Source organism: Bacillus sp. FSL K6-2819 (assembly GCF_038008305.1).
GTDB classification, from domain to species: Bacteria; Bacillota; Bacilli; order Bacillales; family Bacillaceae; genus Bacillus; species Bacillus amyloliquefaciens.
On record NZ_JBBOYV010000001.1, the window covers coordinates 505,794 to 526,219 of the forward strand.

Here is a 20,426-nt window from a genome sequence, read left to right on the forward strand (position 1 = left end):
TCGATGAAGTGACATAAATATAAAACATTACTATAAGAAGATTGGTATTCAAGCAGGCAGTTATAGTCAAGCATTGTTATGTTTTAAACTTTACATAGGGGAACCCTTATGATATGGTGATTATTACTAATATTGACAATAAAGAGGTGAAAGCAATGATAACCGTTTTTAGAATTTTGTATGGTTCAGATGCAAAAATTGGAAATATCTTGGCCGACAAAGGGAGCAGTCTGTCCTTTTTTAAGCCAAATAACCATAAAAAAACAGTTATCGGCGCTTTTTCTCTTTGGCAAATAAACGTTAATTCAATGACATGATGTCCTTGTTTATTTGTGCATGATTTTATTTAAGCGCAGCACCGATAATTGTGTCGGTGTTTTTTTGTGCCTAATTTTAAAAAAGGTTAGATGATGACTCCCTTCTATTTACTCAAACAAACGAGAGTTTTATGGAAGGATGAGAAAACATGCGACAAAAAAACAAGTATATAAGAATTCAAGAGTTCTTGAAACAGAATGAATTTCCTGATTTTAGAATGAAACAAATCACAAATGCTATATTCCATGGGAGAATAAATCATTTCAATGAAATAACGGTTCTTCCTAAATCGTTGAGAAAAATGTTAGTTAAGGAGTTTGGAGAGTCGGTTTTAAATATTGCTGCTTTAAAAGAACAGCATTCTGAGCAAGTTACAAAAGTCTTATTTGAAATTTCAGGAGACGAAAAAATAGAAACGGTAAATATGAAATATAAAGCTGGCTGGGAGTCATTTTGTATATCCTCGCAGTGCGGTTGTCATTTTGGCTGTACATTTTGTGCAACAGGAGATATTGGTTTAAAACACAACTTAACGTCAGACGAAATTACTGACCAAATTTTGTACTTTCACTTAAAAGGGCATTCAATTGATAGTATCTCTTTTATGGGAATGGGAGAAGCATTAGCCAATAGACAAGTTTTTGATGCTTTACATGTACTTACAAATCCGGAGTTGTTTGCTTTAAGTCCTCGCAGGTTATCTATTTCGACCATAGGGATTATTCCGGGCATTAAAAAAATGACTCAAAACTATCCGCAGGTCAATCTGACGTTTTCATTACATTCTCCTTTTAACGAACAGAGAAGCAAGTTAATGCCAATTAATGAACGCTACCCGTTAATGGAAGTAATGGACACATTAGATGAGCATATACGTGTGACCTCAAGAAAAGTTTATATTGCTTATATTATGCTGCCGGGAGTTAATGATTCTATTGACCATAAAGCTTTTAAGAGGCAGATATAAGAGAGGGAACTTGTTCCATGTAAACATCATTAGATACAACCCAACTGTTAGCTCACCTATGAGATTTAAAGAAGTAAATGAAAATCAAGTTGTAAACTTCTATAAAACATTAAAGTCAGCAGGAATTAACGTTACCATCAGAAGTCAATTTGGCATTGATATAGATGCCGCTTGCGGGCAATTATATGGTAACTATCAAAAAAATAATAGCTAATAAAGATGAGAGTCATGTTTCTAACGTGGGAAGCATCGATACGGGGATTGTGATAAGAGGAATGGAGTGACAGAAGAGAACGCGGGAAAGTGACGGATACGATATAGCGGAGGGGTTTTATCGTTAGTATTAGTTCCGGCGGTGATATAGCTTTAGGGCAGGAAATGACACATTGACTTCATATTATTTCATTTGATAACATAAAATGGTTATTTTAGTGAAGAATCAGGATATCCATTTTGATAAAAAAAAGGAGTCATAACGTTGTTGAAAAGGTTTTTTCTTGTTTTTCTTACGCTGATGATGTCTATATTTGCTGTACTCGCGGCTGCTGAAGAGTCTCCCGGCGAACATGTCATTTCATTTGACGAGCCTATAATTTTATTGGTATCACTCGGAATCATTTTATGTTTATTCCTCCCTCCGTTAGTCATGTCCTTTTTTGGCAGCTTGATTGTGAGAATCATATCCGGAGTCTATCAATGTTTTATCGTTCTCACTTTCGCAGGGCTCATCCCAATTGGATTTCTTATTCCCAATGGCTATTTGACACTTCTTGTTGCCGTTGCGGGAACTTTGGTCAGTTCAGCCAGTGTTGCGGTCACCTTATTCGCTGGCAGGACAAAGAACACAAGGAAAGTTAGAAATGATACTGAAACTAAGCTTTCGTAGGCGGTCCCAAAAACACCAAGTGTTACAGACACTTGGTGTTTTTTTATTCCGGCGGCGCCAACCCGATTCTTATAAACAAAAGAAGGTATAATGGGCAGGGGAGGGTTGCCAGCCAATGAAAATAACCAGAGAAAAATTAGAAAATCAGCAAATTTGGATATATGGTGTGTCTCTTGTGATCGGAGGAATAGCGGGGATCGCCGGGAAAGATTCAGGACTCACCTGGGGCTGGACGATATCACCGCTTATTGCTGTTCTCATGTATGCCATGTTTGCCCAAATTCCTTTCTTAAAACTGAGGGAAGCCATTTCAAACCTCAAGTTTATGGCGGCATTACTGATCGGTAATTTCTTAGCTGTACCTGTCGTTGTGTGGGTTTTGACCGCCATTTTTCCTCAATCTCCGCCTATATTATTAGGAGTTTGTTTGGTATTGCTTACACCTTGTATCGATTACGTCATCGTCTTTACTCAGCTCGGCAAAGGAAATGAGAAATTAATACTGGCTTCTACACCGGTTTTGTTTGTCGTTCAGATGGTCTTGCTGCCGTTATACCTGTGGCTGTTTATCGGAAAAGAGGTCGTAGGAGCTGTTCATGCGGGGCCGTTTCTGGAAGCATTCTTATTTTTAATAGCTGCGCCGCTGCTGGCGGCAGTCATGACTCAATTATGGGCTGATAAAAAGCCGGCGGGAGAAAAGGTGTTAGAATGGACAGCGTGGATGCCTGTTCCTTTTATGGCTCTAGTCTTACTGGCGGTCGTCGCCACACAAATCGGCAAAGTTTACAGTGATTTTGACATCATTGTACGTGTGATTCCCATCTATCTGTTATTCTTGCTCATTATGCCGTTTGTTTCTCGGTTTATCGCATATGCATTTCGTTTGGATACAGGTGAAGGAAGAGCACTGATCTTCAGCACGGGCACAAGAAATTCTCTCGCAGTTCTTCCGTTGGCGCTGGCCTTGCCGGATGCCTGGGCCTCACTGGCCGCTGCTGTTATCGTCACACAGACGATTGTTGAGCTGATAGGCGAATTGGTTTATATAAAAGCGGTGCCCGACTGGCTGCTGAAATAAGCCGTGTTCCTTGTCGGGCGGATTCCGTCTGAACTGAAAAAAACATACCAATAGATATTGGTATGTTTTTATGCGGATTATAAAGTCGAAATATCAATAACGAAACGGTAGCGGACATCGCTTTGGAGAACCCGTTCGTACGCTTCGTCGACTTGATTGGCCGGAATCACTTCAATTTTAGGAGCAATGCCGTGCTCAGCGGCGAAATCAAGCATCTCCTGAGTCTGCGGAATACCGCCGACAAGTGAACCCGCAATGCTGCGGCGGCCCGTGATTAAGGAGAATACACTGTATGAGTCCGGATTAGCAGGCGCTCCTACATTTACTAATGTACCGTCAATGCGAAGCAGGGATAAGTAGGCATCTACGTCAAGGTTCGCGGACACCGTATTTAAAATGAGATCAAAACGTCCGGCCAGCTCAGTGAATGTATCCGGATTGCCTGTCGCAAAGTAATGATCGGCTCCAAATTCAAGAGCTTCGTCCTTTTTATTCATTGAGCGGCTGAGGACGGTGACCTCTGCGCCTAAAGCGTGCGCGAATTGAACGGCTAAGTGTCCGAGGCCGCCCATTCCGACAATCGCCACTTTTTTGCCGGGACCGGCATTCCAGTGTTTCAGCGGGGAATATGTGGTAATACCGGCGCACAGCAGCGGGCTGGCAGCATCCAATTCCAGCTGATCCGGAATCCGGACAACGAATCTTTCAGTGACAACTATTTTCTGGCTGTAGCCGCCGTACGTAGGATTTCCTTCGTAGTCCAGGTTATTATAAGTCTGAACAACACCTTTTGTGCAATATTGTTCGTCACCGTTGAGGCAGTATTCACACTCTCCGCAGGAGTCTACAAAACAGCCGACACCCACGCGGTCGCCGACGGCAAATTTGGTGACTTTTTCGCCCACGGCTTCTACAACACCGGCAATTTCATGCCCGGGAACCATCGGAAAAATTCCGCCGCCCCATTCATCGAATGCACTGTGGATGTCTGAATGACAAATGCCGCTGTACTTAATGTCAATCAGGATATCGTGCGGCCGTAATGCTCTTCTCTCAATCGTCGTCCGTTCAAATGCAGCTTTTGCATGCGGAGCGCTTAACACACGAGTTGGATGATTATTGCACATGGTTATCTTCCTTTCCGAAATAAAGTGGTGAATCCTCTTTTCAATTTTACTTTAAATGTTAAAGCGGACTTTAAGTCAAGGCATTTGGTTTATTTTTTTATGAAATGATATTCTATAATGGCACGCTTATGAAAGGTATGATAGATGAAGGATGGGTGGTAAGAACATGAAGATTGCACAAGCTGCAAAGCAGGTTGAGTTATCAACCGCGACGCTTAGGTATTATGAAAGCATAGGACTGATCCCTCCGGTAAAGCGCAATGGAAGCGGCATCCGCGATTATGATGAAAATGATGTGAATTGGATTCAATTTATAAAATGCATGAGAAGTGCCGGCCTGTCGATTGAGGCGCTGATTGAATATACCGCTTTATTTACTGAAGGAGCCGATCATACGATTGAACCCCGAAAAAACATTCTTATAAATGAAAGAAAAAGGCTGAAGGAGAAACAGAGAGAAATTGGTGAAACCATAAATAGGTTAAACAAGAAGATTGAAGACTACGAAGACATACTTGAAAATGAAGCGAAACTAAAGGGCAGCTTGAAAGCTGAATGTATTTCTGAGTGAAGAAGATGACCTGAGCGCCGGCCGCAAGAAATGTACCAAGGGAACAAGCCTTGGTTTTTTTATTTTCTGCTGACTTTATCCGCATCTTTTTGGGAAAATATAAAAAACCCACAATAGAGAGAAATGAATCTAATTTAATCTTTATTTATCCTTTTTTCAGCTTGACTTTTTCACTGCAGACTTTTAAAGTGTGAAATGTTGCTTAGACTGTGATTAGCGACTTTAATGCTGAAAAGAGGTGGTTTACCCAGATGAACAATAATAAGAACCCTTGGGCTTTATTGCCATTAGTTTTATTCGTAGGGCTTTTTGTCGGCTCTGGTCTGGTGACCGGAGATTTTTATAAATTGCCGATCTTGATTGCCGCGATCATTGCATCAGCTTTTGCGCTGTTATTTAACCGCAAGAAATCGCTCAATCAAAAAATAGAATGGTTTGCTTCCGGTGCGGGACATCCTGATATTATCATTATGGTGATGATTTTTATATTGGCAGGTGCCTTTGCTTCAGCGGCTGAAGCGATGGGTGCGGTGCATTCAACTGTCAATCTTGCTTTGAGCATTATTCCGCAGCAGTTTTTGCTGCCGGGGCTGTTCATCATTTCTTGTTTCATTTCTATATCGATGGGAACATCAATGGGAACGATTGCGGCGGTTGCCCCGATCAGCGCCGGTTTGAGCGGAGAGCTAGGCATCCCAGGCGCGATTACGATGGCGGCCGTCGTCGGCGGAGCTATGTTTGGAGATAATCTATCCTTTATTTCCGATACGACCATTGCGTCAGTCCGGACGCAAAAAACACAAATGAGAGATAAATTTAAAACGAACTTTCTGATTGTTTTGCCCGCTGCCATTGTCACTGTTATTATCCTATTTTTTATTCCGGCAGGCCACGCAGGCCATGCGGGCGCTGAATCTTACAGCTGGATCAAAGTGCTTCCTTATGTCGCCGTGTTAGTCTTTGCGTTAATCGGTTTTAACGTAATGGCTGTCATATTCGGCGGATTGGTTTTAACGGGAATCATCGGATTAGCGGGCGGCAGCCTGACGTTTGCATCTTATTTTAAGGCGATTACGGATGGAATTGCCGGAATGTCCGACCTTATCATCCTGTCCATGCTGATCGGCGGAATGGTCGGCGTTATGAAACAAAACGGCGGGATCGACTTTTTACTGGAGTTCATTACGAAACGAATCCGTTCGAAAAAAGGCGCTGAAGCCGGCATTGCCGGTCTGGTCAGCGTGACGAATCTGGCTGCGGCCAATAATACGATCTCGATTATCGCAGCCGGGCCGATTGCAAAGAATATCGCTGATGAATTTAAGATCGACAACAGAAAATCGGCAAGTATTCTGGATATCTTTTCGTGCATGGTACAAGGGCTCATTCCTTACGGCGCGCAGCTGTTATCGGCCGGGAAATTCGGGAATATTTCACCCGTCAGCATCCTGCCGTACTCTTTCTATCCCGTTCTCATCGGAATCTGCGGCATTATCGCCATTATGTTTGGCTTGCCGAAGTTTACAAGAAATACGAAATAAAAAAGGCGTCGAATGGCGCCTTTTTTATTTCATGTCAGCCAGGCATGTTTCAAAAGCTGAATGCCCTGCGCGATCTGATCAGTATCAAGATGGGCGAACCCTAACTTTATGATCGGCGGTTCAGGCTTTCCGGAAACGAAATAGATGGCGGTAGGGTATACCTTCACCCCGTACTGAAAAGCGCGCTCGATTAATGTTTCTTCTGAATAGTTCAGGTGAACTCTCACCAATATATACAACCCCGACTGCTCGCCGATGATCGTCACATGATCGCCGAACTGCTGCTTGATATGTGAAATCAAATGCTGCATTTTGCGCTTGTAGACAGTGCGCATGCGTTTAATATGGCGGGTCCACTCACCAGCCTTCATCAATTCAGCCATGGCCAGCTGGTTAAGCGAAGAAGCGGTGCTTTCAAAATAAAGAAACCGTTTTTTATACCGGTGTAAAATGCGCTGCGGCAAAACCATATAGCTAATGCGGATGCCCGGAAGAAAGGATTTTGAGAAATTCCCTAAGTAAATCACGCGGTCTGATTGAATGGAGGCAAGAGCGGGAAACGGCTGCTGCGTATAACGGTATTCACTGTCATAATCATCTTCAAGAATATATCCTTCTCTTTTATTCACCCAATTGATCAGTGTCTGGCGCTGCTGAATGGACATGCTTACGCCGTAAGGGCTGTGATGGGAAGGGGTCACATAGATTAATTTTTCTTTCATTGCATGTAATTGAGAAAAATCTGCTCCGTTTTCATAGACAGGCATCGTTTCAAGTGACAGCCCATGAAATTGAAATGCCTCTCTGGCACCGTCAAACCCCGGGTTTTCAACGATAATTCCGGAAAAATCTTCTTTCAGAATCCGGCTGAGATAAATCAGCATTTGCTGTGTGCTGCTGCCGATGATAATGGAATCCGCATCTGTTTTCACCCCGCGGGATTCCAAGAGATAAGCGGCAATTTGTTCACGCAGGCCCAACTCGCCGAATGGGTCACCGTACAGGAAGCTTTTCTTTGATGTCAAAACGTGATTGTATAATTTTCTCCATGTTTTCAGAGGGAAATGCTTTTGATCGACGGCTCCGGCGCGAAAATCAACCGAGACCGGCTGCGGCGATTCTGTTTTCTCAGCTTGAACAATATCATTTTCTTTTTGAAATAAAGAGGGTTCTATTTCGTTTGCAAAATATCCTTTGCGCGTTTCGCCGCGAATGTATCCCTCCGCTAAAAGGAGATCATAGGCCATCAGCGTTGTATTGCGGCTTACCAGCAGGGAATCCGCCAGCTCCCGAATGGATGGCAGCCGCTCATTTGTCTGGATATTTCCCTGTTCAATCAATGTCTTAAATTGCTCGTAAATTTGTTTATATTTCGGGGCGTCGCTTCTGAAAGCGAAAATTATATTTTTCATCAGATGTTCTCCTCTGACATGTATATTTATCTGAATCTGTACCTTTTTAAATGTCAGTCGATACCTTATTATAGCGGAAAGCGCTTTATTAAATCCATGTTCAGAGAGGAGAATGTTTATGTATATCCCCGCTCCATTTCAGCTTAGTGAAGCTGATGCGAGTAATGTCATCAAAGAGTATGGTTTCGCAACATTGTTTTCAACGGCAGGGGGCATGCCATACGCAACCCACCTGCCATTGATGATGAGCAAGGATAACCATTACTTGTACGGTCATTTTGCACTGCCGAACCCGCAATGGAAAGAGATTGAAGGCCAAAGCGTGTTAGCCGTTTTTCAAGGGCCTCATTGTTATATCTCGCCCAAATGGTATGAGACGAATCAGGATGTTCCTACATGGAATTACGTGGCGGTTTATGTTTACGGAGAGGCGGAGCTTTTAGATAATGAAGAAACCGTGCATTCGATGAGTGATCTCGTATTGAAATACGAAAGCCCCGACAGCCCGTATAAATTAGAGGATATCGATGCGAAATTGCTGGCAGGCTTGAACAAAGGGGTAAAAGGCTTTAAAATCAAAATCAGCAAAATAGAGGGGAAAGCAAAGCTGAGCCAAAATCAATCAGCCGCAAGACAAGAGCTGGTCGTACAACAGCTCAAACAGATTCCTCATACAAATGAACAGCTCATTTCCGGTCTGATGGAAGAAAACATCAAACGGATTGCTGAAAAAAACTGAAACGAAACACAAAAACATACCGGCAGAATGCGGTATGTTTTTTCTGGTTATCAAGCTTTTCTCGGGATGAATAACGATTCAAACAGGAACCGCATGAAGCAAAATTTTTCATGAAGAATACACCAAAAATAAGCTGTCAGCTTGGTCCCTGACGGCTTATTCTTGGCGAAAGACTATTTCTCGGTGGCGAAATAAAGCAAAGCGATGACCGGAAAAGTGATTCCGATCCATAATGTGATACTCCACCCGCCTGAAGCGTATGCCCATCCGCCGATTGATGATCCTATAGCGCCGCCCAGAAAGAAAATTGCCATAAATAATCCGTTTAATCGACTGCGGACTTCAGGCCCCAACGAAAAAATTGAACGTTGACTGAGTACGAGATTGGCTGATACACCCACATCTAACAGAATAGCTGCCGCCACTAGAACTGCTATTCCGACGGGGGAGCTGCTCTGAATCATGAGCGGCAGTAATAAAGAAACGATGACAGCACCGAGAGCGATTCCGGTGGCAAGCCGGGTCAAGCCGCGATCAGCCAGACGGCCGCCTATCGGTGCAGCGGCTGCACCCGCAATGCCCGCTAATGCATATAGCGCTATTGCCTTCTGAGAAAAATGAAAAGCAGGACCGGACAATAATAAAGGTACAGTCGTCCAGAACAAACTGAAAGCTCCAAATACAAACGCATGATAAATGGCACGGCGGCGTAAGACCGGAGTCGTGCGCAGCAGCTTCCACATTGAACCGAGTAAGACGTTATAGTTTGTGTTTGCTGTTGGTTTTCTGGCAGGAAGCACTTTTGATAACACGATTGCCAAAACAACACTTAACGCGGCGGATAAAGCAAATATTGCATTCCACCCCCAAATATCCGCGACCAGACTGGATATCGGACGGGACAGCATAATACCGAGCAGCAGGCCGCTCATCACATTGCCGACAACCCGGCCGCGTGCAGCGTCTGGTGCAAGATATGATGCAAACGGAACAAGCACTTGGGCTGCGATCGATCCCAATCCGATGAAAAACGCAGCGGCTAAAAACAGTGTTCCATGCTTCACAAATGCTGTCAGTGTCAAAGCGGCTGCGCTTAGAAGGAGCGATACAACGACAAGTTTTTTATTTTCGATAATATCTCCCAAAGGGACGAGAAACAGTAATCCGGCAACGTATCCAATTTGGGTTAGTGTGACAATCAATCCAGCACTGCTGGGTGAAAGCCCAATTGCCGCACTAATGGATCCTGCCAAGGGCTGCGCATAATAAAGATTAGCGACAATGATACCGCATGCAGTCGCGAGAAGAAGGGTTAAACCAGATGAAATCCTCTGATCTGCTGTTTGTTTGTTTTCTTTAGCCATAAAAATGAACTCCTTTTTAAGTGGTTTTTATGATACTTGATAAATGATTTGCTGATTCATCTCCTTTACGCGTTTCATTAAGACTTCCTCAGGTTATTTTATAAACTAAACGTTTAGTTTTAATTATAAGCAAATGATATACTGAACGTTCAGTTTTGTAAATAGGTTTCTGTTTTATTTTTTTAATCATGTTACGTATACTGAACGTATCGTTTATATTTGGGGAAGGAATGATTTATGTGCAGAGTAAACGAGGGCGGCCGCGCGATGAAGGAACACATAAGGCGATTCTTTCTGCAGCCTATGACCTATTATTGGAAAAAGGCTTTGACGCGGTGACCGTCGATAAAATTGCAGAGCGTGCAAAAGTGAGTAAGGCGACGATTTATAAATGGTGGTCAAACAAGGCTGCCGTTATCATGGACAGCTTTCTTTCGACCGCTACGGACAGACTGCCTGTGCCCGATACAGGGTCAACAGTGCAAGATATATTGACCCACGCCACGACTTTAGCAAGGTTTTTGACAAGCCGGGAAGGAACCGTTATTAAGGAATTAATAGGTGCGGGACAGCTGGATGCAAAATTGGCGGAAGAATATCGCACGAGATTTTTCCAGCCCCGCCGCCTCCAAGCGAAAGGCCTTCTGGAAAAGGGAATTCAGCAAGGTGAATTAAGAGAGAATCTTGATATTGAAGTAAGCATCGATCTCATTTACGGACCGATTTTCTACCGTCTGCTGATAACAGGTGATGAGGTGAATGATTCCTATGTGCATGATTTGGTGATGAATGCGTTTAAGGGAGTTCAAGCTACTTGAATAATCGCTTGGTGCCTATGGGGCAGAAAATAATAAAAAGGCCGAACAAGTTCATTGTTCGGCTTTTTCTGATTTATTTGCAAACCGCCGGGCGGCTGCCACGCAAGCGATAACGCCGACATTCACCGCTGCAAGTCCCCATCCTACTTTTTCGTGCAGAATCATAGCGGCCAGTAACAGTCCGAAGAAAGGCTGCAGCAGCTGCAGCTGTCCGACCGCCGCGATACCGCCTTGGGCGAGTCCCCGATACCAGAATACGAACCCGATCAGCATGCTGAATAAGGACACATATGCAAGACTTAGCAGTGCAGGCGCGCCGATGTTTGACCATGAGTGCGGAATAAAGCAGACAGACAGTATGAACATAAGGGGAAGCGATAAAACGAGTGCCCAAGAGATCACCTGCCAGTTGCCCAGCCGCCGGGAGAGACGGGCGCCTTCGGCATAACCGAGACCGCATACGATAATCGAAGCGATCATGTACGTATCACCGAGAGGAGAGGATTCTCCTCCTTGAAGCAGAGCATAACCGGCTACGAGGATGCTGCCGGCAGCCGAGAAAATCCAAAAGACCGGACTGGGCCGTTCGCCTCCGCGCAGTACGCCGAAGATCGCCGTCGCAAGCGGGAGAAGCCCAATGTAGACAATGGCATGTGCGGAAGTGACATACTGAAGCGCTAAGGCTGTAAGCAGCGGGAAACCGATTACGACTCCGACCGCTACTGTTAGTAGTGAGATGATGTCGCTTTTGGCCGGGCGTTTCTCCTTAAAGATGAGGAGCAGAGCGCCTGCCAATATACCGGCTATCGCGGCGCGGCATACAGTGAGAAATACCGGATCAAAGTCCGCTACAGCCAAGCGGGTCGCAGGAAGCGAACCGCTGAAAATAAGCACGCCGATAAATCCGTTGATCCAGCCGTTTGCGGCTTTGTTCATTTTCAATCACTCCAACATAAAATTTGCTTTATCCGGTTTGTGTTTCTAAATCGATTTTCAAAGTTTATAATGACTATAAACTGAAATTGGCCTTATACAAATGGCCAGTTTTTATAAAAAGAAGAATGCCAGTTTGGGGGAGGCAGAATGGATATTACGCCATTTTTAAATAGAGATCTGAATATTCCGCTTTATCAGCAGCTTTATCGGCATTTTAAGGAGAATATGCATCAGGGCCGTATTCCTAAAGGACTGAAGCTTCCTTCAAAAAGGCTTTTGTCGAGTCAGCTTTCTGTCAGTCAGACAACTGTAGAACGGGCCTATGATCAGCTTGCCGCCGAAGGCTATATTGTCAGTAAGCCGAGAAGCGGATGGTTTGCCGATTATGATTCAGAAGCTGTCTATGTGAAGAAGAAGCCGGGCGCTTCACCCGTTCAAAGAAAGACGGAGGAAGTTCCGCAATGGATTGATTTCCATTACGGCGCTGTGGATGCCGTGCATTTTCCTTTTTCGGCATGGCGCAAAAGCATGGTCACAAGCTTGGATCAATATGGGCATGAGCTGTATCGGCCCGGGGATGATTTGGGCGAGGCTGAGCTGAGAACGATCATTTCAGAGTATTTATATCAATCGCGCGGCGTGAATTGCCTTCCTGAACAAGTCATAGTAGGCGCCGGAAACCCTATTCTTCTGCAAATGCTGTGCAACGTATTTGAATCGAATGTTTCCATCGGGTATGAAGATCCGGGTTACCCGAGAGCGAGGGAGATTTTTGAAGCCAATCATATGAATATCACACCGATACCCGTTGATGAGGAAGGGGTCTGTATTCGGAAGCTGCAGGAAGAGCGGCCGCGTCTAGTGTATGTCACGCCTTCTCATCAATTTACGTTAGGGACGATTATGCCGGTAAACAGAAGGATTCAGCTGCTGAAATGGGCGGCGGAACACCAGGCGTTTATTATAGAAGACGATTATGACGGTGAATTCAGATACACCGGCCGGCCGATCCCTTCATTGCAAGGGCTTGATCAGCATCACCGTGTCATTTATATGGGGACGTTTTCTCAATCCCTGCTTCCCTCGCTGCGCATCAGCTATATGATTCTTCCTTTGCCGCTTATCGAAAAAGGCAGGGAAATCGCTTCTTTATATAAACAGACCGTCTCCTGCCACAGTCAGCTGACGCTGGCCCAATTTATCAAAAGCGGAGAGTGGCAGAAACATATCAACAGAATGAGAAAGCTGTACCGGAAAAAAAGAGCGGTATTATTAGAGGCCGTGCGGCGCGAGCTGGGACAATACGTAAGGATTCGCGGAGAAAATTCCGGGCTGCGGATTTTACTGGACGTTCAGCTGCCTTTCAGTGAAAAAGAGCTGATTGAAAAAGCAAATGAACAAGGGGTCGTCATCTATCCCGTGTCTCATACCTATCAAAAACAGCTCCCTGCGAAAACAGTTTCCCTCGGGTTCGCGGGAGTTTCTGAAACGGATATACAAAACGGCATAAAAAAACTGAGAGCCGCCTGGGCGCTGTAAAAAAAGATTGCTGAGGACAGCGGCATTCATGCTGAACTGTCCTCAGCAGCAAACGTTTATAGAACGGGCAGGCGGAGCACAGTATCAATATTTTGTAAATTGAGCTGGATTTGTTCGTTTGTGTTCCACGGATGATACCACCCTTTTTCCATCATATAGGTTGAGATTTGCTCGTGCATGTCAAGGGCTTCTTCTAAGTGCCGGGTGAGGATCGCTTTCACTTCCGGCGTTCCTGCTTCCGTCGCCGCCATCGCATAGTTTCTGACTCCGCTTTTTGCCGAATTCAATAAATCCATTGCGACAATTTGGTCTGTCAGTGCATCCATTCCCGTCAGGTATTCAATAATCGGATTCATTCGTCATTCATCTCCTCATTCATGCTGTTGATCAGATAAAATCGAGGCAAATTCCTGCAATTGCCTAGTAGATGTATCCACATCCTGCTGCATGATTTCTTTCAGATGCGGATCGGATACCAGCGCTTTCATGGTTTTGGATTTCGTCAGACAAAGTGATTTAAAAGACGTCATCTCCTGAATTTCGAGTAATTCATGTAAGGCGCGGGCCATTTTCTGTAGCCTCCGTTCTCTAAGGTTTGAGTACAACTTTTATGCAATCATCTGTTTTCGTGTCAAACATCTCATAGCCGTGTTTCGCTTCGCTGAGCGGAATGACGTGGCTTACAACATCGCCCGGATCAATTTTTCCGGTTGATACCAATTCAAACATATACGGCATATAGTGGATGACCGGAGCTTGTCCTGAGCGGATATTGACGTTCCGCTGCATGATATCGCCAAGGGGAAAACCGTTATATCTGCCGCCGTACACGCCCGTAATCTGAATCGTTCCTCCTTTTCGCACCGCTTGGGAGGCAATGACCAAAGCGCTCATAGCCCCGCCATGAAGCTTTAATCCGCTTGCGAGGAACTCCATGTCTGTCATTTTTCCGTCCATGCCGACGGCGTCAATGACAACATCCGCGCCGCCTTTGGTGATTTCTTTCAGGTAGCTTCCCGTATTTTCGTGGTCTTCGAAGTTAACGATTTCCACTTTATTCGTCCGTTTGGCATGCTGGAGACGGTAGTTGACATAGTCTACAGCGATTACGCGTTTAGCTCCTTTTAACCAGCAGAATTTTTGAGCGAACAGGCCCACTGGCCCGCAGCCGAGAACGATAACTGTATCGCCTTCTTTTACGCCGGCATTGTCAACGCTCCAAAAGCCGGTTGTCATCGCATCGGCAATCACACTCAATTTCTCATCAGGTTCTTCACACGTTTCGGGGACTTTAAAATGGGTAAAGTTCGCAAAAGGGACGCGTAAATATTCCGCCTGGCCGCCCGGATAGCCGCCGGTACTCCCTGAATAGCCGAAATAAGCGCCCATATCGCCGTTATCATTTGATTGATCACACTGGCTTTCCAGGTGATTTTTGCAATAAGTGCATTCTCCGCAGGCGATATTAAAAGGTATAATGACACGGTCGCCTTTTTTGACTTTCGTCACGCCGGGGCCGACTTCTTCCACGATGCCCATCGGTTCATGCCCGATGATGTAGTCTTCCTGCAAGTTCGGGATGAGTCCGTGGATTAAATGTAAATCTGAGCCGCAAATTGCCGTACTTGTGACTTTTATAATCATGTCATCATGTTTTTCAATTTTCGGATCAGGCACGTCTTTGACTACAACGTTTTTAACTCCTTGATACGTTACGGCCTTCATGCTGTAATACCTCCAGTATTAGTGTTCATCAGGTGTACGGTCAAACATTCCTTTTCTGTTTGTTTCAACGGGAAACAGGTTCATGTTTCCGACCATGAGGGTATTTTTCGCTGAAAGCTGATCCAATTTATACTGTTCGCTCAGATCATGCGGGTGAAACCACTTTTTGCTGACCATCAAGTCTGTAATCTCCTGGTGCATCGCGATTCCTTGCATGAGCTGTTTGCGCAGCAAAGCCCTTACATCAGGTGAAGCGGTTTCCGTTAAAGCGACGGCGGTATTTCTGACGCCTTCTTTGGCGCGTATGAGAAAATCCATTGCGAATGTCATATCTGCGAGTTCAGGGACATGTAATGAATTGATTGGATCTAAATGGTCATGATTCAATGGTGCTTACCTTCCTTTCAGTTGATGATCGGTGTCGGCCGGTTTTGAGGAACAGGAGCCTGAAAAGGTGCACGTTCATAAACCGTCTGCAGATCAGCCAGATCTTGAGAGGCCTGCTGAACATCTTTTTCCATTAACGTTTTCAGATCCTGATCAAACACAAGCCCTTGCATGAGCTTGGATTTCGCTACACAAAGCGTCTTGAAGTTAATTATTTCATGTAAGTCGAGCGACTCATGAGCCGCTAATTCACGCTTATCCATAATCGTCTGTAGCCTCCTTTTCTAGAAATACGCAGTTAATTTTCCCTGAGAAAAGGGATCTAGTCTTACAAATTTTGTTTATCAGGATCGAAAAGTGCCGCGCATCCCGGAAAAAGGCAAAAAATCCGGTACAAGCCATTCATGCCGGATTAAAACATAACGGACCTGTCGTGACAGCGGCGGGGCTGATTATGATTTTCGTCTTCGCAGGATTTATCTTTGCGGGGGAAGCTACGATCAAATCCATGGGATTGGCAATGGCATTCGGTGTTCTTTTCGATGCGTTCATTGTAAGAATGACCATCATTCCGAGCGTCATGAAGCTGATGGGACATGCCGCTTGGTATTTGCCGAAGCGGCTGGATAAAATTATCCCAAACGTTGATATAGAAGGCCATAAACTGACACAAGGCAAAATGCCGGAGAAACCGAAAGAACAGAATTGAATATAAAATAAAAAAGCAGATCATCGTGATCTGCTTTTTTTTATGTGCCGACTGCATCCATAAACAGAGAAAAAAGCTTTTTCATGTCTTCATGTTTCTTTGTCAGCATTTCAGGATGCCATTGCACGCCGACGACAAATAACTCACCCGTCCGTTCAATCGCTTCAATGACTCCGTCTTTCGCATAAGCCGCGGCCTTAAACGTTGAAGCTGTCTCTTTTATGATCTGGTGATGGAATGAATTCACACGCGCTGAATCGCCAAACAAGGAATGAAGACGGGTCCCTTTTTCGAAAGAAACATGATGGGTTTTTAACGGAGGATCTTTTTCTTGATCATGCTTGATCTCAGCAAACGAAGCGTGTGACAGGTCCTGATATAAAGTGCCCCCGAAAGTGACATTTAACATATGCATCCCGCGGCAGATCGCCAGAATCGGCTTCTCCATAGCAATCGCCGTTTGAATGAGCTCCTTCTCATAGGCGTCCCGATCAGGAAAGGTCTTTCTCAAAGCCTGTAAAGGTTCCTCGCCGTAAAGCAGCGGGTCTATATCCTGGCCGCCGGACAGAATGATGCCGTCAACCTGAGAGACCTGTTCCTTTAAAAGCTCCGTCTCTTGAATCACCGGCAAAATAAACGGCACGCCGCCGGCTTCGGCAGCAGACTGAATATAATCATTATTGACATACGCCCGATTATAACCCGGGAAAGGACCGGATTGATCAGCCATGATGTTTCCCGTAATTCCAATTCGTTTGGCCATTCTTCGCCCTCCTGAACCATGCTCATAATAATCTGAATGTAGGTTGTACAAATCAGTTTGAAATTATTCTTTTCTATACGTAAACTTTCCAAAAAAAAACCCGTGAGAATCACGGGTTTTTTGTACTCATTTCAATTTCTTGATCTCTTCCGTCAGCTCTTTGAATTTTTGATCAAGCTCAGAATATTGTTTATCAGCCGGAGTCATGAAGCTGAGCTTTCCAAGCACTTCCTGCCGTTCGGTTTCGAGCTTTAATCGTAATTCTTCAATATCATCTCTGGCGGCGGGGGATTCTTTCCATTGTTTTCGGACGCTGCCGTTTGAGATATCAAGCCGGATGTCCGTTGTTTTTTCGAGAAAGTAACGATCGTGCGATACGATGATGAGCGTTCCGTCGTATTGAGCCAATGTGTCTTCAAGCTGCTCGCGTGACGGCAGGTCAAGGTGGTTGGTCGGCTCATCGAGAATCAGCACATCTTTTTCCTCCAGAATAAATGCCATCAGCTTGCATTTGACCCGCTCTCCCATGCTCATCTTGCCGATAGGCTCCGTCCATTGCGCTGCGGTAAATCCTAAATGCTTCATGAGGGCTTGCACATTTCCCCTTGCTTCGAACGTTTCTTTGTAAAAAAGCTGTTCGGGGGTTTTGTCAAGCGGAAGGTCAAATACTTCCTGCGTTAAATACCCGACATTTGCAGACGGAGACATCCATATGCTGCCGCCCTGAGCTTTTTCCTGACCGAGGATGACCTTCAATAATGTTGTTTTCCCGCTGCCGTTCGGGCCTGTAATGGCAATCTTTTCACCGTGCAAAACAGTGAAATTCACATTTTTGAACAGCGTTCGGCCGTCATACGATTTTGTGACATCACTTACTTCTAAAAAACGCTTTCCCGCTTTTTTGCGGTGTTCAATGGAAAAGCGGACTTCATACTCAGCCTCAACCGGTTCTGCTTTCGCTTTTTCAAGCTCTTTTTCAAGACGCTTCTGCTTTGATTTAATCTGCGCGTCCGTACGTTTTGCTTTTACGCGGTGGTATTCTTTAAAGCCTTCTATTTTCGTTGATTGGGCGTGGGCTTTTTTTGACCAGGCGTTCAGCTCGTTCATTTGAGCTTCAATCCGTGCGATCATATTCTGCTGATTCTCATAATTCCGCTGCTGTGTCAGTCTTCTCTGTTTGCGGACTTCCATATAGCTTGAATAATTCCCTTTATGCTCAATGAGTTTCTTTCCTTCGATGGCCCAGATTTTTGTCGCCGCTGCATCCAAAAAAGCACGGTCGTGGGAAACCAAAATAATGGTGCCTTTATAGTTCTTGATCTGATTTTGCAGGATTTCTAAACTGTGCTGATCAAGGTGATTCGTCGGCTCATCTAATAACAAAAGGCCGCTTGAGGAGGAGAACCCTTTGGCAAGACGGGCTTTCAGTTTTTCTCCGCCGCTTAATTGGGAAAAGGCTCGGGCGGGCACGTTCCATTTTTCTAATAATGCTGCCTCCGCAGGCTCCGGCAGGCCGGAATCATAAGCTTCCGTTTCTTGTTCGACCATATAGATGTTCACATCTTGCATCATCTGGATCTGTCCTTGTGACGGTGCTGTTTGATTGCAGATCAATTGCAGCAATAAAGATTTGCCGGCGCCGTTTTTGCCGATGACACCGATAATCTCTCCCTGCTGAACACTCGCGCTGATCTGTTCAAAAAGGGGAACACTGTTGATTTCATAACTGATTCCGGTTAATTTTAATATTTCTTTCATATGTCAATCCCTCGCTTTAAGGGAGGACAAAAAAATCCTCCCAATTGATTTGGAAGGATTAGCCGTACCTGTGCATGATCAAATAAGCTATTTTTACATAGCTTTTGTATCGTATAGAAAATGGGCAGACTAATCCTATTTTTTCTGATTTGAAATATTTGATTTCAAACGGTCAAAATAAGATTAGTTAATCATTGTCCACCCATCGTCCCTTCGTATTTGTTACAAACAGTGTAGCACACACTTACCTGTAAAAGCAAAAGGTATAAGCCTTTTTATTCCAGGTTTGAGGCTTCCCACTCTTCTTCTAAAACGGCATAATAATATTCATCCCACCAGTCATTATCATGGGGGATGCATTTTTTGAAAAAGCCTTCCCGCCGCATTCCGATCTTTTCCATCACCCGATGCGAGGCAGTGTTTTCCGGTTGGCATGTCGCAATGATCCGGTGTAATTTCATCGTTTTAAACCCGAATCCCAGCAAGGCGCTTGCAGCCTCTGAAGCATATCCTTTGCCCTGATAATCAGGGTGAAACACCCATCCGATTTCATACGTATGGTCACCAAAATACTTAAAAAAAGCAATGTGGCCAATGACCGTTTTTTCATCCTTCAATACAACAGGGAACATCTCGGCATGTTCACCGCTGTTATCAATAACGAATTTCTTGGCATCTTCTTCGGTAAAGACACCCTCCGGTATATACTTCATGACATTCAGATTTGAGGTGTACTCATAGACATCTTTCCAATCTTCCGGTTCAAATGTCCGGATCACGAGCCTGTCGGTTTTGATATTCATATTATGTTCTCCCATCAAAAAAGATTTCATTTATTACTTCAATCAAAAAGTGTAAAAACCTTTGAGAGGGGAAGGGACGAATATAAAAAAGCCTGCAGATATACACTGCAGGCGGTTATTTCTCATTCGCGGCGGCGGGCAGGTTTGTAAAGCCGAATTGCCCTCCGACAGCTTCTTTTACTTCATGAATAACGATAAATGATTTCGGATCAATTTTTTGAACATGTTTTTTGATTTTCAGTAATTCGTTCTTTTTAATGACGACATATATAATGCGCTTGTCTTTGCTGCCGTAATACCCGTATCCGTAAAAAATCGTTGCCGCGTTGCCGTATACGGAGGTGATCGCTTTGGCGATTTCTTCGTATTGGTCAGACATAATGGTGAGGGCTTTTTTATTATGGAAACCCTCAATGACAATATCGACGATTTTGGCGCACAGATAAACGAATATAAACGTATACAGCGTATGATTGATGCCGATCGCTAAAACGGATGCGACAATAATGACACAATCCATATAAAACATGCTTTTGGAGATGTTAAAACCCTTTGTGTAATTTAATAAATACGCTAAAAGCGTGGTCCCGCCGGTAGATCCGTCAGCGATAAAGATTAAAGCCAGCCCCGCTCCCATCAGCAGAGCGCCGAACACGATCCCGAGCACCATGTCATGAACCCCGAACGGAATAAAGCTGACGATGCTGAGAAAAACAGAAGTCATCCCCGTACCGAGTATCGTGTATAAAATCGTTTTTTTCGTTAGAAATTTATAAGCCAGTCCGATAAAAATCAAATTTACAACCAGTGTTGTAATACTCGCAGGTATATGGAAAAGATAATATAAAACAAGAGCGATTCCCACGGTGCTGCCGTCCCCTAAGTGATTCGGGATGACGAAAAATTCCACGGACGCCGCGATAAGAAAGGCCCCGGCCATAATCATCAGTATATCCTTGCAAATGTTCTTCATGTGTAGACCTCC

At 44.5% G+C, this 20,426-nt stretch carries 21 protein-coding genes and 2 pseudogenes; 10 read left to right on the forward strand and 13 right to left on the reverse strand.

What is annotated here, in order from left to right; translation table 11 throughout:
- The first annotated feature begins 113 nt into the window (after positions 1–113).
- From MHH91_RS02640 to MHH91_RS02655, 4 genes and pseudogenes are all read left to right on the forward strand, one after another.
- Positions 114–317: a hypothetical protein gene (locus MHH91_RS02640; protein WP_014469812.1), complete on the forward strand. Its 204-nt coding sequence runs from the start codon at positions 114–116 to the stop codon at positions 315–317.
- Positions 318–466: 149 nt separating this feature from the next.
- A pseudogene (locus MHH91_RS02645) lies at positions 467–1,499 on the forward strand (Cfr family 23S rRNA (adenine(2503)-C(8))-methyltransferase).
- Positions 1,500–1,763: 264 nt separating this feature from the next.
- Complete coding sequence (locus MHH91_RS02650; RefSeq protein WP_013351127.1) at positions 1,764–2,171, forward strand: hypothetical protein; 408 nt, start codon at positions 1,764–1,766, stop codon at positions 2,169–2,171.
- A 115-nt stretch (positions 2,172–2,286) separates the two neighbouring features.
- Positions 2,287–3,249: an arsenic resistance protein gene (locus tag MHH91_RS02655; protein WP_013351128.1), complete on the forward strand. Its 963-nt coding sequence runs from the start codon at positions 2,287–2,289 to the stop codon at positions 3,247–3,249.
- Positions 3,250–3,326: 77 nt separating this feature from the next.
- On the opposite strand, the gene MHH91_RS02660 is transcribed toward MHH91_RS02655, so the two are convergent.
- Positions 3,327–4,376 (reverse strand): NAD(P)-dependent alcohol dehydrogenase, encoded by a 1,050-nt coding sequence (locus MHH91_RS02660; protein WP_013351129.1) that lies wholly within the window; start codon positions 4,374–4,376, stop codon positions 3,327–3,329.
- 166 nt (positions 4,377–4,542) lie between these two features.
- Between MHH91_RS02660 and MHH91_RS02665 the strand changes: the two genes are divergently transcribed.
- Positions 4,543–4,947: a MerR family transcriptional regulator gene (locus MHH91_RS02665; protein WP_013351130.1), complete on the forward strand. Its 405-nt coding sequence runs from the start codon at positions 4,543–4,545 to the stop codon at positions 4,945–4,947.
- A 251-nt stretch (positions 4,948–5,198) separates the two neighbouring features.
- Positions 5,199–6,488, forward strand: coding sequence for a Na+/H+ antiporter NhaC family protein (locus MHH91_RS02670; protein ID WP_013351131.1), 1,290 nt, complete (start codon positions 5,199–5,201; stop codon positions 6,486–6,488).
- 29 nt (positions 6,489–6,517) lie between these two features.
- On the opposite strand, the gene pdxR (MHH91_RS02675) is transcribed toward MHH91_RS02670, so the two are convergent.
- Positions 6,518–7,900 carry a MocR-like pyridoxine biosynthesis transcription factor PdxR gene (gene pdxR / locus MHH91_RS02675; RefSeq protein ID WP_013351132.1) on the reverse strand — a complete coding sequence of 461 codons (1,383 nt, stop codon included), beginning with the start codon at positions 7,898–7,900 and terminating at the stop codon, positions 6,518–6,520.
- Positions 7,901–8,018: 118 nt separating this feature from the next.
- On the opposite strand from pdxR (MHH91_RS02675), the gene MHH91_RS02680 reads away from it, so the two are divergent.
- Positions 8,019–8,639: an FMN-binding negative transcriptional regulator gene (locus MHH91_RS02680; RefSeq protein WP_013351133.1), complete on the forward strand. Its 621-nt coding sequence runs from the start codon at positions 8,019–8,021 to the stop codon at positions 8,637–8,639.
- A 173-nt stretch (positions 8,640–8,812) separates the two neighbouring features.
- Here MHH91_RS02680 and MHH91_RS02685 read toward each other — a convergent pair whose 3' ends face one another.
- The gene (locus MHH91_RS02685) at positions 8,813–10,003 is read right to left on the reverse strand and encodes an MFS transporter (RefSeq protein ID WP_013351134.1); all 1,191 of its coding nucleotides are present in this window, start codon (positions 10,001–10,003) and stop codon (positions 8,813–8,815) included.
- A gap of 239 nt (positions 10,004–10,242) precedes the next feature.
- On the opposite strand from MHH91_RS02685, the gene MHH91_RS02690 reads away from it, so the two are divergent.
- Complete coding sequence (locus MHH91_RS02690; RefSeq protein ID WP_118977665.1) at positions 10,243–10,821, forward strand: TetR/AcrR family transcriptional regulator; 579 nt, start codon at positions 10,243–10,245, stop codon at positions 10,819–10,821.
- A 51-nt stretch (positions 10,822–10,872) separates the two neighbouring features.
- On the opposite strand, the gene MHH91_RS02695 is transcribed toward MHH91_RS02690, so the two are convergent.
- Positions 10,873–11,757 (reverse strand): DMT family transporter, encoded by an 885-nt coding sequence (locus tag MHH91_RS02695; RefSeq protein ID WP_013351136.1) that lies wholly within the window; start codon positions 11,755–11,757, stop codon positions 10,873–10,875.
- Between the two features lie 147 nt (positions 11,758–11,904).
- Between MHH91_RS02695 and pdxR (MHH91_RS02700) the strand changes: the two genes are divergently transcribed.
- Positions 11,905–13,296: a MocR-like pyridoxine biosynthesis transcription factor PdxR gene (gene pdxR, locus MHH91_RS02700; RefSeq protein ID WP_013351137.1), complete on the forward strand. Its 1,392-nt coding sequence runs from the start codon at positions 11,905–11,907 to the stop codon at positions 13,294–13,296.
- A 56-nt stretch (positions 13,297–13,352) separates the two neighbouring features.
- Here pdxR (MHH91_RS02700) and MHH91_RS02705 read toward each other — a convergent pair whose 3' ends face one another.
- Genes MHH91_RS02705 through MHH91_RS02725 form a run of 5 tightly spaced genes read right to left on the reverse strand, consistent with a single transcriptional unit; the run spans position 13,353 to position 15,671 of the window.
- A complete protein-coding gene (locus tag MHH91_RS02705) occupies positions 13,353–13,652 on the reverse strand; it encodes a spore coat protein (protein ID WP_013351138.1) in 300 nt (99 codons plus the stop codon).
- Positions 13,653–13,667: 15 nt separating this feature from the next.
- The gene (locus MHH91_RS02710; protein ID WP_013351139.1) at positions 13,668–13,865 is read right to left on the reverse strand and encodes a hypothetical protein; all 198 of its coding nucleotides are present in this window, start codon (positions 13,863–13,865) and stop codon (positions 13,668–13,670) included.
- Positions 13,866–13,884: 19 nt separating this feature from the next.
- On the reverse strand, positions 13,885–15,021 hold the full coding sequence (locus tag MHH91_RS02715) for a zinc-dependent alcohol dehydrogenase (protein ID WP_014469821.1): 1,137 nt from the start codon (positions 15,019–15,021) through the stop codon (positions 13,885–13,887).
- Between the two features lie 18 nt (positions 15,022–15,039).
- Complete coding sequence (locus MHH91_RS02720) at positions 15,040–15,408, reverse strand: spore coat protein (protein WP_003156070.1); 369 nt, start codon at positions 15,406–15,408, stop codon at positions 15,040–15,042.
- Between the two features lie 17 nt (positions 15,409–15,425).
- Entirely contained in the window at positions 15,426–15,671 is a 246-nt protein-coding gene (locus MHH91_RS02725) for a hypothetical protein (protein ID WP_013351141.1), read from the reverse strand.
- 86 nt (positions 15,672–15,757) lie between these two features.
- Here MHH91_RS02725 and MHH91_RS02730 point away from each other — a divergent pair.
- A pseudogene (locus MHH91_RS02730) lies at positions 15,758–16,117 on the forward strand (MMPL family transporter); the annotation flags it as partial.
- 40 nt (positions 16,118–16,157) lie between these two features.
- On the opposite strand, the gene MHH91_RS02735 reads toward MHH91_RS02730, so the two are convergent.
- The 4 genes from MHH91_RS02735 to MHH91_RS02750 all read right to left on the reverse strand — a co-directional run bounded on the left by MHH91_RS02735 (position 16,158) and on the right by MHH91_RS02750 (position 20,414).
- Positions 16,158–16,880: a gamma-glutamyl-gamma-aminobutyrate hydrolase family protein gene (locus MHH91_RS02735; RefSeq protein WP_013351143.1), complete on the reverse strand. Its 723-nt coding sequence runs from the start codon at positions 16,878–16,880 to the stop codon at positions 16,158–16,160.
- Positions 16,881–17,006: 126 nt separating this feature from the next.
- Positions 17,007–18,638 (reverse strand): ribosomal protection-like ABC-F family protein, encoded by a 1,632-nt coding sequence (gene abc-f, locus MHH91_RS02740; RefSeq protein ID WP_013351144.1) that lies wholly within the window; start codon positions 18,636–18,638, stop codon positions 17,007–17,009.
- Between the two features lie 275 nt (positions 18,639–18,913).
- On the reverse strand, positions 18,914–19,441 hold the full coding sequence (locus tag MHH91_RS02745) for a GNAT family N-acetyltransferase (protein ID WP_013351145.1): 528 nt from the start codon (positions 19,439–19,441) through the stop codon (positions 18,914–18,916).
- Positions 19,442–19,556: 115 nt separating this feature from the next.
- Positions 19,557–20,414 carry a YitT family protein gene (locus MHH91_RS02750; RefSeq protein ID WP_014469822.1) on the reverse strand — a complete coding sequence of 286 codons (858 nt, stop codon included), beginning with the start codon at positions 20,412–20,414 and terminating at the stop codon, positions 19,557–19,559.
- Between the last annotated feature and the right edge of the window lie 12 nt (positions 20,415–20,426).